Here is a 13467-nt window from a genome sequence, read left to right on the forward strand (position 1 = left end):
CGGTCATAGCCTTCGTAATAGGAAGATTGTTCCACGGCCGTGATTGCGCAATCAAGACGCTCTGCGAATGCCTGGTGTTCCTGCCGCCGCATGTTCCGCACATCCTGCCCCAAGTGAAGGCCCGCGGCAGGAGTGCCCCAGGCCTTGGTGCCAGGTCCTTCGGCCAGCCCGGCCGACTGTCGCCGCAGGGCAACCCGCGCTGGTTTGCGCGTTCTCGGATGGAATCGTGTTTACAACAACGTCGTGTTTCAATAAGATGAACAACATTCAGATATGCTGAACGATAGGAGGTCGATCAGCATTGAAAACAAGGGAGGTCCTGATGAGAAAAACAATTTGTACCCTGATGATGGCAGGGGTGATGATGACCGGTGCGGCGAAGGCCGAAGACTATGTCATGCAGACCGCGTCAACGGGTGGCACGTTCCACCCTGTGGGGGTCGCCATCTCGACGCTGAGCAAGGTCAAGCTGCTGCCTTCGGAGGGCTTCTCGCTGACGGCGGTGAACTCGGCGGGCTCGGGCGCGAACCTACAGGCCATGGCGTCCGGAACGGCCGACTTTTCGATCCTGCAGGGGTTGTTCGGCTATTACGCGGCGCGCGGCACCGGGCCTTTGAGCACTCCGATGGAAGATATCCGTTCGGTTTCCATGCTGTGGCAGAATGTCGAGCACTTCATCCTGCGCAACGACCTGGTCGATACCGGCACGGCCGCCGATATCGTCGCCGCCAAGGGCGCCGGCGCTGGCATGGGCGCGCGCAATTCGGGCAGCCTTGGCTCCGGGACACTCTTGATGGAAGGTCTGGGGCTGACTGCCGAAGAAGACTTTCAGATGATCTATTCCGGTTATGGCCCGACACTTGATGCCATGGCCAATGGACAAATCGATTTCGCATCGATCCCGGCCGGCGTGCCTGCGGGCGCGATCACCCAGATTCTTGCCACCAACGGCGATGACGTGACGATCCTGAACGTAACGCCGGAAGAGGCGGAAGCGATGGACGGCGGGCGTGAACTCTGGACTGCCTATACCATCCCGCCCAACAGCTATCCCGGTCAGGACGAGGCGATCCAGACCATCGCCCAGCCGAACTTTCTTGCGGTGAACGACGACGTGTCCGAAGACCACGTCTACAAGCTGACCAAGGCGCTTTACGAAAACCTGCCGTTCTTGCAGTCGATCCACCCGGCAACAAAGGCGATGTCGCTGGAGTCGGCGATTGCCGGCCTGCCGACGCCGCTGCATCCGGGGGCCGTGCGCTATTACCGGGAGGTTGGCCTGGATATTCCCGAGCGGCTGATCCCGCCGGAAATGCAGGACTGATCGCAGGACGCGACCGGGGGCGGTTTGCCGCCTCCGGCACATTGCGAAAGCAGACCGGGATGATTGCCGGTCGCCTTGTCTCCGCGCCACCGCAAAACAGGAGCGAAGCCCATGCCCGCCCCGAAAGACTCGATCGAAGCCGCCTCCGACGCCCCGGTATCAGCGACCGCTATGACCGGGGTATCCTCGGATGCCGACCAGGTGTCTGAAAAACGCCGGCGCTGGCTTGACCCGGAAAGCCTGGGGCAGGGGGCTTGGACCGCGCATGTCATACGTTGGGCAGTGATCGCCTTTGCGCTCTGGCACATCGCCACGAACCTTTTCATCAACGAAGCCGGGATATGGCAGAATGCGTTGCACTTCGGCGGTTTCGGGCTGATCGCGGCCTTGTCAACAGCCCCCATGCAGCGGTTACGCGACAGTCGTTGGGCGCTGGCCCTCGACGTGATCTACGGGTTTGCCATTTTCGGGGCGGCCATCTGGGTCGCATATGCCGAGGATGGCGTATACGTGAACTCCATGGCCCAGCGCGGGTCCGGCTGGATCTTCAGTCCGATGGACTGGATCGCCGGCGGGCTGGTGATCTTTGCCGCCGTGGACCTGACCCGGCGGCTTACGGGCTGGATCATCCCGACGCTGATCGTGATATCCTTGGCCTATATCCTTTTCCTCGGAGCCTGGTTGCCGGGCGTTTTCCGGTCCGCGTCCCTGCCGCTGTCGGACGTGCTGTTCCGGTCGCTCTATAACGACGAAGGCATGTTCGGCGGCATCACCACGATCTCGTCGGCCAACATCACCTTGTTCATGATCTTCGGCGGTTTCCTGATCTACTCCGGCGCGTCGGATTTCGTCATCGAGTTGAGCCGGATCGTCGCCGCGCGCCTGCGCGGAGGTGGCGCCTATGTCGCCGTGATCTCTTCGGCACTGACCGGCACGATCAGCGGCTCCGCGGTCGCCAATACGGCCTCCACCGGGGTCATCACGATCCCGACGATGACGTCCAACGGTTTCAAGCCGACCTTTGCCGCCGGGGTCGAGGCAGCCTCGTCGACCGGCGGCCAGCTGGTGCCGCCAATCATGGGGGCCGGTGCCTTCGTAATGGCGAGTTACACCGGATTGCCCTACAGCACGATCGTCGCGGTATCGGTACTGCCGGCCATCCTTTATTTCCTGTCGGTCGCCTGTTTCGTGCGGATCGAGGTCCTGCGGTCGGGTATCCCTGCTGCGGAGCCGCGCCCCGTAGACCGCAAGAAACTGGCGGCCGGTGCGTTGAACTTCGTGCTGCCACTCGGGGTCATGATCTGGCTGTTGATGACCGGACGTACACCGAACTATGCGGCCTCGGTCGCCATCGCGGTGCTGGTGGTCGTCAGTTGGGCAACACCCACCAAGATGACCCCGAAGCGTATCGCGCAGGCGCTGATCTTCGGGATGCGGACCGCGGTGATGACGGCCGTGCTGCTGACTGCCATTGGCCTGGTAAACAACGCGATCACGACCTCCGGCGTCGGCGGGGCCTTCAGCCTTATGATCATCCAGTGGTCACAAGGATCGCTGATCATCGCGATCGCGTTGGTGGCGCTTGCCTCGCTGATCCTTGGCATGGGGCTGCCGGTGACGGCCGCCTACGTGATCCTCGCGATCCTGCTCGCGCCGGCGCTGTCGGGGCTGCTGGCCGACCGGATCGTCATCGACGCGCTGGCGGCGGGCGTCAATGATGCGGCCGTCAGTGGGACGCTCGCGCTCTTCGATCCATCTCTACAGGCGGATCTGCCCAACGGGCTCGGCGCAGAGCGCGCGGCCGAAGTCGTAAGCAGCCTGCCCATGGAAGTGTCCGCGGTGTTGCGCTCGTCGCTTGTGGACCAAGGCCAGTTGTCGACCTTCCTTCTTGTCGCGCATCTTATCATCTTCTGGCTGAGCCAGGACAGCAACGTGACGCCGCCGGTCTGCCTTGCGGCCTATACCGCGGCCGGCATCGCGGGATCGAAGCCGATGGCAACCGGGCTGACCTCCTGGAAGATCGCCAAGGGGCTTTACATCATGCCTTTGCTTTTTGCCTACACACCACTGATATCGGGGGACGGGGCAGAGGCCTTGCGGGTCGCGGTCTTTGCCAGTTTCGGGATCTACGCGGTTACCGCCCTGCTGCAACGCCATGCCGAAGGGCCGCTGACCTGGTGGGCCTACGCCGGGCTGTTGGTTGGTGCCATGGGGGCCTTCTTGCCATACCATATCTGGGCGAACCTTGGCGGGGCTGTCCTGATCCTTGTTACCGCCTGGGGGACGCGTCCGCGACACCCGATCGGCCAGAGGATCGAAACATGACCGAAGAAAAGACTTCATCGAAACAGACCACGACCAGCGATGCGACGCCGCGACGTGATTCCACGCTGCGCAACGGGCTACGCATTGTCGAAGCGCTCTCGATGAGGGGCGCAATGAGCCTTGGCGATCTGTCCCGCGTGACCGGGATTGGCAAGGCCACGGCCCACCGGCTGCTGCAAACATTGTCGGAAGAAGGTTACGTCGATCAGGACGCGGAAACATCGCGCTATGCCGCGACAATGCGGATCTGGGAGGTGGCAATGATGCGGTCCGAGCAACCGGACCGCGTCTCGCCCTGTCTGCCGGCGATGCAGCGGCTGCGCGATCTCAGCCGGGAAACCGTCATCCTCGGTCTGATCGACGGGGACGAGATCTTGTACCTGCACCGGCTCGACAGCCCGGAAGCGGTGCGGACCTTCACGCGCGTGGGGGATAGGGCGCCGGCACATTGCGTGGCCACCGGCAAGGCCGTCCTTGCCTTTGACCCCGCTGGTGAAGAGCGCTGGAGAACGATGACACTGGATGCGTTCGGGTCGGAAACGATCACCGATCACAAGGCTTTTGCCGCCGACATGAAGGCCACCCGCGACAGGGGTCATTCGATCAACCGGGGTGAGTGGCGCGGTGGCGTACGTGCCATCGGTGCGCCGATCCGCGGCTGGAACGGACGTGTGCGCATGGCGCTGTCCATTGCCGGCCCGGCTGAACGCATGCCCGACGACAGGATCGCGGAGCTTGCTCCGCTGGTGATGGCAGCAGCCGAGGAAGCTTCGGTTGCGTTGCAAGGACGAAAGGACAATTCATGACAAGTACACTTCCGTTGGCCGGCGTTCGCGTCGTCGAGATCTGCCAGATCGCGGCCGGGCCCTTCTGCGGGATGCTTCTGGCCGATATGGGCGCGGAGGTCATCAAGATCGAACCCCCCACCGGCGATGCCATGCGGGCATGGCCGCCGATCACCGACGGCTACTCGGAGAACTTCGCGTCGTTGAATCGCAACAAGAAATCGATCGCGCTCGATCTGAAGGATCAGGGTGACTACGACACCGCCCGCGCGCTGATCGCGCGCGCCGACGTGGTGATCGAGAATTCGCGGCCCGGTGTCATGGAACGCCTCAAACTGGATTACGAAACCGCGAAAGTCTGGAATCCGGCGCTGGTCTATTGCTCGATCTCCGCCTTCGGTCAGACCGGACCCAAGGCGACGCAGGGCGCGTTCGACGTGACCATGCAGGCGATTTCGGGGATCATGAGCGTGACCGGCCACGAGGGTGTTCCGCCGGTCAAGTGCGGTGTGCCTATCGCCGATTTCGCGACCGGTCTCTACGGCGCGTTCAACGTGGCGTCCGCTTTGATGGCCGCGCGGCAAAGCGGGCAGGGGGCGCATATCGACGCCTCGATGCTGGGCTGTTCGCTGGGCATCGCCGCGCTGCAGACTTCCGAGTATTTCGGCACCGGGAACGTGCCGCGAAAGCTGGGGGCGGCGCATCCGCGCAACTCTCCCTACGAGGCTTACGCGGCGCGGGACACGCATTTCGTCATCGCGGCCGGCAATGATCGTCTCTGGGAAAAGGTGTGCGCCGTTACCGGGCTGGAGGCCCTGAAAGATGACCCGCGATTCCTGACCACCTCGGACCGGGCGACCAACCAGGCGGAGCTGAAGCCGTTGCTGGAAGAGCGTTTCGTCAAGGAAGATGCAGAGGAATGGCTGGCCCGGTTCAGCGCGGCCGGTGTGCCCTGTGCGCCGATCAATACCTACCCCGAAGCACTGGCCGACCCGCAGGTCGAAGCGCAGGGCTGGGTCCAGCGCACGGAACTTCCCTCCGGAGCGGAGATCTCGACCTTCGGCCCGCCGGTTTTGATGTCCGGCCGCGCGTTCACGATCCGCAGCGGCCCGCCGGGGCTGGACGGGGATCGCGACGCGATCCTGGCCGAACTGGACGCGGAGAAAGTGGCATGACGGACGCCGTACTGTTGCACACCGACGGCCCCGTCTGGCGCCTGACCCTGAACGCGCCGGACACGCGCAATGCCTTGTCGCTCGACATGGTCGAGGCCCTGCATGCGGCCTTCGACCGGGTCGAGGCCGAAACGCCGCGCGGCCTGGTGATCACCGGTGCGGGGCCAGTCTTCTGTGCCGGGCTCGACCTTGCGGGGATCGAGAGCCGGTCGGACGCGGACATGCTGTGGCTGCTGACTCGTATCGAGCTGATGCTGCAGCGGCTGTGGTCCTTGCCGTGCCGGACACTTGGCCTGGCGCAGAAAGCCGCGATTGGTGCGGGGGCCGACATCCTGGTCTGTTGTCAGCACCGTGTGCTGTCCGACGGGGGACGCATGGCGTTCCCCGGGCTTGGCTTCGGCATCTTCCTCGGCACCCATCGCCTCTCGCTGCGGATCGGTGAAAACGCCGCGGAAAGGGTGCTCGCTGCCGGCGGACCCGTCGCGGCGGAGGATGCGCTGAGGCTTGGCCTCGTGCATGCCACGCCGGCCGCGCCGGAAGAGGCGCTGGAGGAGTGGAGTGCAGGGGTGATGAAGCTTGACCCGCACGTGGCGGCGCACCTGTCGACCACAGTTTCCAAGGCCGATCCGCAAGCGGATATGGCCGCGTTCGTCGCGTCTGCCGCGCGGCCCGGTCTGCGTGATCGGATCGCCGCCTACGTCGCGGCCCAGAAAGCGGCACGGCAAGACGCAAAAGCCGCAACTGACACTTCGAAACGAAAGGTTCCCTCATGACCCGTTCGGAAAAACTCACCACCCTGGAAGAGATGGTCGCCACGATCCCGGATGGCGCGTCCATCGGGCTGGGCGGCAGTTTCCTGCATCGCGGCCCCTTTGCCTTTGTCCGGGAGTTGATCCGGCAGGGCAAGCGCGACCTGGAAATCATCAAGGCCTCCCCCGGTTACGACATCGACATCCTGTGCAGGGCCGGGTGCGTGTCGCGCGTGCGGGCCGGGATCGTCGCCATGGAAGGCAATTTCGGTCTCGCCGGCGGGTATCGCAAGGCGATCGAAAGCGGGACGGTCAAGCTGGAGGAACACGCCTGCATGACGCTGACCGCCGGGCTGCGCGCGGCCGGAGCCGGCGTGCCGTTCATGCCGGTCGGCGGCGTGCACGGCAGCCAGATCGCCGAGGTGTCCGGCTGGAAGAAAATGACGGACCCCTACGGCGGCGAAGAAGAGGTCTGGCTTATCCCTGCCATCCGCCCGGATTTCGCCGTCATTCATGCCCATGCGGTGGACCGCGATGGCAATGCCCGCGTCGAGGGGTCGCCGCATTGGGACCGGGCGCTGACACGCGCGGCCCGCAAGGTTCTGGTGACCGCCGAAACCCTTGCCCCGTCCGAGAGCTTTTCAGAGCGGCCGGAACTGACCCTGGTGCCCGGCTTCATGACCGCCGCCGCCGTTCATGCGCCGCAAGGCGCCTGGCCGGGATCGCTCGCCCCGATTTATGACGTCAACTACGATGCAGTCGCCCGGTACGTTGAAGAAAGTGCCGGTGGTTCCATCGCAGGGCACATGGCGGCAGCCCCCGAAGCCAGGCAGGAGGAGCCAGCATGACCAGCTATACCCCGTTTTCCTACATCGTCATCAATCTGGCCCGCCTGATCCGCCCGTCAGAGGTGACTTTCTCCGGTGTGAACTCGACCCTTCCGATGCTGGCCTGCCTGGTCGCGAAACGGGCCTACGACTTCGACTTCACATGGCTGAACGTCGCCGGCGGGGTCGATGCGGAGCTGGCGGGGCCGGTGCCGCTGTCGTCGGGGGACGCGGCCCTTACCGCGGGCTCGCGCTCGATCTTCGCCAACGAGGATTTCTACGACCTTTGCACGCGCGGCGGCATGGACCTGTGTTTCCTGGGCGCGAGTCAGATCGACGGCACCGGGGCGACCAACAACTCGGTCATCGGTGACTGGGACAGCCCCAAGGTGCGCCTGCCGGGCGGCGGTGGATCGGCCGTCATGATGCCGACGCTGAAGCGGGCCGCCACGTGGCGGACGGAACATTCGACGCGCACGCTGGTCAACACGCTGTTTTTCCAGACCGCAAAGGGCAATCTGCAATCCGTCGTCACGCCGATGTGCGTCTTCGACAAGAGGGACGGGCGGCTTGCGGTGGCCTCGCATCACCCGGATGTTACGCTGGACGACATACGGGCCGCGACCGGTTTCGAAACCGACATGTCGCAGGCCGGTCCAACCCCCGAACCCACCGCGGCGGAATTTGCGGCGCTTCGGGCGCTGGATCCCGATGGGACATTCGAAGCGGATGCGGCGGTTCGAATGCCGGAGTTGGCCGCATGAGTGATTTCGTCACCGCATTCGAGCAACAGGCGCGACTACGCGGAGACGCGCCGGCATTGTCCGCGGACGGGCAGACGGTAGGCTATGCCACGCTGCACGCCAGGGTCGTGGCCCGTGCCGGGGCAATGCTGGCCTCGGGCCTTGTTCCCGGCGACCGGGTCGCCTTGTTGCAGGATCGCAGCGTGGATCTTTGCACGGACCTTCTGGCCTGTCTGCACGCCAGGCTGCCACTGACCGTTCTGAGCCGGAGCGAGGCGCAAGGCTCGGTCGTGGCCAAGCTGGTCGATGGTGGTTTTACAGGTTTGATCTGTGACGACACCAACCGGGAGGCGGCGCAGGCGCTGGCCGACGCGGCCGGATTGCGCGTCGTGACACCGCCTGTGCCGGAAGATGCCACCGGCCGCTACACGGTCCCGGTTCCAAGCGCCGAAGAGGAAGCTTTGCTGATCTTTACGTCCGGTTCCAGCGGACGTCCTAAGGCCGTGCGGCTGAGCCACGGAAACATCGCGGCGAATACGCGGGGATTGTCGGACATCACGCCGGTGGGTGCTGATGATCATTACCTGCACATGATGCCCCTGAGCCATACCAACGGCATTCTGAACCAACTGCTTTATCCATTGATGCGCGGCGCGCAGATTACCTTGCTGCCGCGCTTCACGCCGGAAGCCGCGCTGGACGCGATGGCGGACCTCAAGCCCACCGTTGTCACCGGTGTGCCGACGATGTTCCAAAGGTTGCTGGATCATCCGATCCCGCAAGGGTCGACGGACCGGCTGCGCATGCTTCGCTGCGGCTCGGCGCCGCTGGCGGTCGAAACACAGGACCGGATCGAAGCGCATCTGGGCTGCCAGGTTCTGGTGAGCTATGGGCAAACGGAGTTTACCTGCACATCGACCGCCAATCCGCCGGGCGCGGCCCGGCGCGGCTCTGTCGGGCGCGCCATTCCTGGTGCCGAGGTGGCAATTCTTGAACCTGCCGGGGACACGCCCTTGCCGATCGAAAGCCGCGGCGAAGTGGCGTTCCGCGGTCCGTTGTCCGCTCTTGGCTATGTCGGCCATCCCCCGTTCGACCCGGAGGGCTGGGTCAGATCAGGGGATCTGGGATATCTCGACGCAGATGGCTATCTTTTCCTGACCGGCCGCCTGAAGGAGATCATCATACGCGGTGGTGAAAACCTGGCTCCCGCAAGCATAGAGGATGTGCTGCTTGCAAGCCCGGGTATCCGGGCGGCTTGCGTGGTGCCCGCGCCACATGCCGATCTCGGAGAAGTGCCGTTCGCTTTCGTGGAAGGCACGAGCCAGATCGAGGCTCTTGACGACTTGAACCGAAAGATCCGGGACGCACTTGGCCGCGCCCATTGTCTGGCCGGGATCGAACGCGTGGACCGCCTGCCGGAAAACCATGTCGGCAAGATTGACCGCAAGCGACTGACGGCAAAGCTGTCGCAACGGATGTCCCCGGCACTGACCGGCGGCTGAGGCCGGTCGGTGCGGCCATCGCACGGGGCGGTTTCGGCTCAGCCCGCGTCGATCAGCGCCATAAGCGCTTCGACTGCCCGGGTGCGATGCCGTTCCGGATGCGACAGCACGGTAAACGGACGCTCCGGTCGCGGTGCCCAGGTCACGCGGCGCTGGTGGACTGCACCGTCTTCCGCCAGCGCGTCGACGACGCGTCGTGACACCATGGACACGCAGTCGCTGCCCGCCACTGCCGACAACACCGCTTCGTTCGACGGGATCTCCAGCAGGACCGCAAGGTCATCCCGGCACAGCCCCAACTGGGCAAGGTGAACTTCGACCTCGGCGCGTGTTCCCGAGCCTTCTTCCCGCATCACCCAGTCGAGCTTGCGATAGGTTTGGGCTGACATCGCGCCGCGGGCTGCGGGATGTCCGCGCCGCATCACCAGAACCAGTTCATCGCGTGCCACTACCCGTGTACGCAGGTCGCCATGCACGACCTCGCCTTCGACGAAACCCAGGTCGGCAGCACCGTCCGCCACGGCCCTGGCAACGCTTGACGTATTGCCCACGCTCAGCCGCACGGCGAGGTCGGGATGTGCCTGCCTGAGCCGTACCAGAACCGGGGGGAGGAAATAGGTCGCGACCGTCTGGCTGGCCTCGATCCGAAGTCGCCCCCTTGGCCGCGCCGAGAGATCATCAAGGATCAGTTCCGCGGTCTCTGCTTGGTTCAGAACGCTTTCGGCGGCGGGCACGAACTTGCGGCCTGCTTCGGTGAGGGTGATGCCGCGGCCGACACGGTCGAAAAGCTGCACCCCATGAGTGCTCTCCAGCGCGCGCAGGGCGGCCGAGACGGCGGATTGTGTCATCTTCAGCGCCTCCGCCGCGCGGGTGACATGGGCGCGTTCGGCGACTTCAAGAAATATGCGGAGCTGGTCCAGAGTCAATCATCAATCCAATCGATTAATACGTTCGATATTAGTTAATTTAATGAACAATGCAATTAAGGCAGTTTGCAGGCGCAGACACCGAGGAGGTACGCCATGCAAACCCTGAGCCAACGCGCACACCCCGGTGCGCTCCAAGACCTCTACGCGCACTTGCCCGGATTGGCACTGGTCATGGCGATCACCGCCATCGCCACGCTTGTGCAGAGGGCGACCGGGCTGGCGGCGCTCAGCCCGCTGGTCGTTGCCCTGCTGCTCGGAATCGGCTGGCGTGTCGCCGTGGGCAGCCCGCCCTTGCTGCAGCCCGGTATCCGGTTTGCCCTCAAGCCAGTCCTGCGCGTTGCGATCGTATTGCTGGGGCTTCAGGTCACGGTCGGAGAGGTGTCTACCCTGGGCTTGCGCGGTGTTGTTGCGGTCACGACGACCCTGGCCGCGACATTTGCATTCACATGCCTGCTTGGCCGTCTGCTGGGCGTGGAAAACCGGCTGGCACAGTTGATCGCTGCGGGGACGTCGGTGTGCGGTGCGTCTGCGGTTCTGGCGTGCAACGCGGTGACACGAGGATCGGACGAAGACGTTGCCTATGCCATCGCCTGCGTCACGCTGTTCGGGACGAGCGCGATGCTGCTTGGGCCGATGGCGGCTCACATGCTGGAGCTCACACCGGAAACCTACGGTTTTTGGGCGGGCGCGACAGTGCACGAAGTGGCCCAGGTCGTGGGCGCTGCCTTCGCAATGGGCGAAGACGCCGGGCACGTCGGTACCGTGACCAAGCTGACCCGGGTCCTGCTGCTTGCGCCTCTGATCCTGACGCTGGGCGTCTTGCAGTTCCGCCGAGGCGGTCAGCGGGCTTCCGGCTCCAAGATTACGATCGTGCCGTGGTTCGTGCTTGGGTTCGTGATTCTGATGGGGGTCAATTCGCTGGTGAGCTTGCCGGGCCGGCTGCACGATGCCACGGTGACGCTGACGGCGTTGATGCTGACGGCGGCGCTGGCAGCGATGGGGCTGGAGACAGACTTGCGCCGGCTGCGCCAAAAGGGCCTGCGCCCGTTGGTGCTGGGTGGGTCGGCTTGGATCTTCATCGCGACCCTGGGATTGGGCTTGTCGCTTTGGGCAATGGCGGGATAAGCGATACAAGATATTGAGGCCATTCTTGCATGCTCTCTCAGAGTGTAGCCGAAATGGATGGTCTATTGTCCAAGTCCTCTGACTCCCACATGAGGCCACGTAAGCGCGATGCATGTGGGAGTTGAAAAATGTAACAATTTGTTTTTCCAGAATTTTGTGAGAATTCAAAATCCCCCGGTGTGATACCGTGCCGGTTCGAGTCCGGCCTTGGGTACCAACCCCTTCGAGGGCTTGCGCCCCGGGTGTTCAATCGCCTGCCTTATGGCGGTGTACGTTCCCCCCTCACAGGACTTCCAGATCATTCCTTGAAAAACCGCGTTTGCGCGGGGGGCGACGAACAATTGCAGGCGGGCAGGGACGCGGTGCCGCCTTGGCTGAAGGTGGAGCGATGCCGAGGAATGGTTCGTTGCGTGGCGCAAGAAACACCTGAACAAATCCAACTCGCTCACGGGACTTTCATCCCGACCCGGACCGCGGCGGCGCGCTATTCTATCAGCGCGCCGGGATTCATGATGTTGTTGGGGTCGATGGCCTGCTTGATCTGGCGCAGCACGGCCATCTTGCTGGGACTTGCATGTTTCTGCAGGTCTTGGCGTTTCAGGCGGCCGATCCCGTGTTCGGCGCTGATCGACCCGCCCAGCGCCAGCGTCGCCTCGTTGATCGCGCCCCGCACGCGGTTGGCGATGCCGGGGTGGGCCTGCAGGAAATCGGCCTTCGAGATGCCTGTCGGCGGAAACACGTTGTGGTGAATGTTCCCGTCGCCGATGTGACCATAGCTGTTCGTCCGCAAGCCCTCGTGAACGCCGGTAATCGCCGCGTGCGTTCCCGACACGAACGCGTCGATCTGGCCGATCGGGACCGCGGTGTCGCTGCTGCAGAACGCGCCGGTCTTGCGGTTGGCGTCGGGCGTATGCTCGCGCAGCGACCAGAGCGCGCTGCGCTGCGCCTCGGATTCGGCCATCACGACGTCGACGACGAAACCCTGCTCGATACACTCCGCCAGCACCGCCTCGGTCTCATCCCGCACGCCCGGGTTCCCCGCGGCATCGATCAGCAGGTACCAGGGGTGGTCGTCGGCAAAGGGGTTTCTCAGCGTCGGGAAATGTTCGCAAACAAGGCCCACGCCGAAGCCGCTCATCAATTCCATCCCGTTCATGCGGTTGCCGATGGCCGTGCGCAGGGCCCGCAGCACCCGCAAGGCATCCGCCGGCGACGTGATGGCGCAAAAGGCCGTCACGGCCTCGGGGTCCAGCGGCTTCAACGTCAGGCTGGCGGCGGTGATGATGCCAAGGGTGCCTTCGCTGCCGATCAGCAGGTGCCGCAGGTCATAGCCGGTGTTGTTCTTGCGCAGGGGGCTCAACTCTTCCAGCACGTCGCCCGACGGCATCACCGCCTCGATCCCCACGCAGAGGTCGCGGGCATTGCCGTGGCGCAGCACCTGGATGCCGCCCGCGTTCGTGGCCAGGTTTCCGCCGATGGTGCAACTGCCCTTCGAGGCCATGCTGAGCGGGAACATCAGGTCGTGCCGCTCGGCCTCGGCGTGGATGTTCTCCAGCACGCAGCCGGCCTCGGCCACCATCACGAAATCGTCCGGCGACACGCTGCGCACCCGGTTCATCCGCTCCAGCGACAGGATGATGGCCGCGTCGCTGTCCAGCGAAAGCTGCCCCGCGACCACGCCGGTGCCCCCGCCATAGGGGATGATCGCGATGCCGGCGCTATTGCACAGCCGCACGACCTGCGACACCTGTTGGGTGGTTTCGGGCAGGACAACGATACAGTCCTTGCCGGTGAAGCTGCCGCGCGGGTCTTCATAGTATCGCGCGGCATCCGGGCCCGACTTGCAGGCGGTCTCCCCGACAATCGCCCTGATATCATTCAAAGTTCTGTCTTCCGCGGTCTTGAAAGCCACCAACTGCCCGATGCTCCTGTCGTCCGATCCTCGTTCGGGCTCATTCTGTGGCAAACATGATCTTTAGCAAG

The 13467-nt window shown here is 64.2% G+C and carries 11 protein-coding genes; 9 read left to right on the top strand and 2 right to left on the bottom strand.

Annotated elements, in window-relative coordinates; translation table 11 throughout:
• The first annotated feature begins 322 nt into the window (after positions 1-322).
• The 8 genes from FIU89_RS08810 (at position 323) to FIU89_RS08845 (ending at position 9430) form a co-directional block, all read left to right on the top strand.
• Positions 323-1324, top strand: a complete 1002-nt coding sequence (locus FIU89_RS08810) for a TAXI family TRAP transporter solute-binding subunit (protein WP_152492250.1) — start codon at positions 323-325, stop codon at positions 1322-1324.
• Between the two features lie 111 nt (positions 1325-1435).
• Complete coding sequence (locus FIU89_RS08815; protein ID WP_254701832.1) at positions 1436-3649, top strand: TRAP transporter fused permease subunit; 2214 nt, start codon at positions 1436-1438, stop codon at positions 3647-3649.
• Complete coding sequence (locus tag FIU89_RS08820; RefSeq protein ID WP_152492251.1) at positions 3646-4455, top strand: IclR family transcriptional regulator; 810 nt, start codon at positions 3646-3648, stop codon at positions 4453-4455. Before FIU89_RS08815 ends, FIU89_RS08820 begins: the two co-directional genes overlap by 4 nt.
• Entirely contained in the window at positions 4452-5609 is a 1158-nt protein-coding gene (locus FIU89_RS08825; RefSeq protein WP_152492252.1) for a CaiB/BaiF CoA-transferase family protein, read from the top strand. The genes FIU89_RS08820 and FIU89_RS08825 overlap by 4 nt, the downstream gene beginning before the upstream one ends.
• The gene (locus FIU89_RS08830; RefSeq protein ID WP_152492253.1) at positions 5606-6382 is read left to right on the top strand and encodes an enoyl-CoA hydratase/isomerase family protein; all 777 of its coding nucleotides are present in this window, start codon (positions 5606-5608) and stop codon (positions 6380-6382) included. The genes FIU89_RS08825 and FIU89_RS08830 overlap by 4 nt, the downstream gene beginning before the upstream one ends.
• The gene (locus FIU89_RS08835; protein ID WP_152492254.1) at positions 6379-7206 is read left to right on the top strand and encodes a CoA transferase subunit A; all 828 of its coding nucleotides are present in this window, start codon (positions 6379-6381) and stop codon (positions 7204-7206) included. Before FIU89_RS08830 ends, FIU89_RS08835 begins: the two co-directional genes overlap by 4 nt.
• The gene (locus FIU89_RS08840; protein ID WP_152492255.1) at positions 7203-7949 is read left to right on the top strand and encodes a CoA-transferase subunit beta; all 747 of its coding nucleotides are present in this window, start codon (positions 7203-7205) and stop codon (positions 7947-7949) included. The genes FIU89_RS08835 and FIU89_RS08840 overlap by 4 nt, the downstream gene beginning before the upstream one ends.
• Positions 7946-9430, top strand: a complete 1485-nt coding sequence (locus FIU89_RS08845) for a class I adenylate-forming enzyme family protein (RefSeq protein WP_152492256.1) — start codon at positions 7946-7948, stop codon at positions 9428-9430. The genes FIU89_RS08840 and FIU89_RS08845 overlap by 4 nt, the downstream gene beginning before the upstream one ends.
• 38 nt (positions 9431-9468) lie before the next feature.
• Here FIU89_RS08845 and FIU89_RS08850 read toward each other — a convergent pair whose 3' ends face one another.
• Entirely contained in the window at positions 9469-10356 is an 888-nt protein-coding gene (locus tag FIU89_RS08850; RefSeq protein WP_152492257.1) for a LysR family transcriptional regulator, read from the bottom strand.
• A gap of 96 nt (positions 10357-10452) precedes the next feature.
• Here FIU89_RS08850 and FIU89_RS08855 point away from each other — a divergent pair, with 96 nt between their 5' ends.
• Positions 10453-11484 (top strand): YeiH family protein, encoded by a 1032-nt coding sequence (locus FIU89_RS08855; RefSeq protein ID WP_152492258.1) that lies wholly within the window; start codon positions 10453-10455, stop codon positions 11482-11484.
• A 484-nt stretch (positions 11485-11968) separates the two neighbouring features.
• Here the strand turns inward: FIU89_RS08855 and FIU89_RS08860 are convergent, their stop codons facing one another.
• Positions 11969-13366, bottom strand: a complete 1398-nt coding sequence (locus FIU89_RS08860; RefSeq protein WP_254701833.1) for an FAD-binding oxidoreductase — start codon at positions 13364-13366, stop codon at positions 11969-11971.
• Between the last annotated feature and the right edge of the window lie 101 nt (positions 13367-13467).

Origin of the sequence: Roseovarius sp. THAF27, assembly GCF_009363655.1 — a bacterium.
Classification (GTDB): domain Bacteria; phylum Pseudomonadota; class Alphaproteobacteria; order Rhodobacterales; family Rhodobacteraceae; genus Roseovarius.

Bases quoted from the DNA above. Each gene is read 5' to 3' on its own strand.
- FIU89_RS08820 (WP_152492251.1), top strand. From the start codon at position 3,646: ATGACCGAAGAAAAGACTTCATCGAAACAGACCACGACCAGCGATGCG.
- FIU89_RS08810 (WP_152492250.1), top strand. From the start codon at position 323: ATGAGAAAAACAATTTGTACCCTGATGATGGCAGGGGTGATGATGACC.
- FIU89_RS08830 (WP_152492253.1), top strand. From the start codon at position 5,606: ATGACGGACGCCGTACTGTTGCACACCGACGGCCCCGTCTGGCGCCTG.
- FIU89_RS08855 (WP_152492258.1), top strand. From the start codon at position 10,453: ATGCAAACCCTGAGCCAACGCGCACACCCCGGTGCGCTCCAAGACCTC.
- FIU89_RS08845 (WP_152492256.1), top strand. From the start codon at position 7,946: ATGAGTGATTTCGTCACCGCATTCGAGCAACAGGCGCGACTACGCGGA.
- FIU89_RS08815 (WP_254701832.1), top strand. From the start codon at position 1,436: ATGCCCGCCCCGAAAGACTCGATCGAAGCCGCCTCCGACGCCCCGGTA.
- FIU89_RS08825 (WP_152492252.1), top strand. From the start codon at position 4,452: ATGACAAGTACACTTCCGTTGGCCGGCGTTCGCGTCGTCGAGATCTGC.
- FIU89_RS08840 (WP_152492255.1), top strand. From the start codon at position 7,203: ATGACCAGCTATACCCCGTTTTCCTACATCGTCATCAATCTGGCCCGC.
- FIU89_RS08835 (WP_152492254.1), top strand. From the start codon at position 6,379: ATGACCCGTTCGGAAAAACTCACCACCCTGGAAGAGATGGTCGCCACG.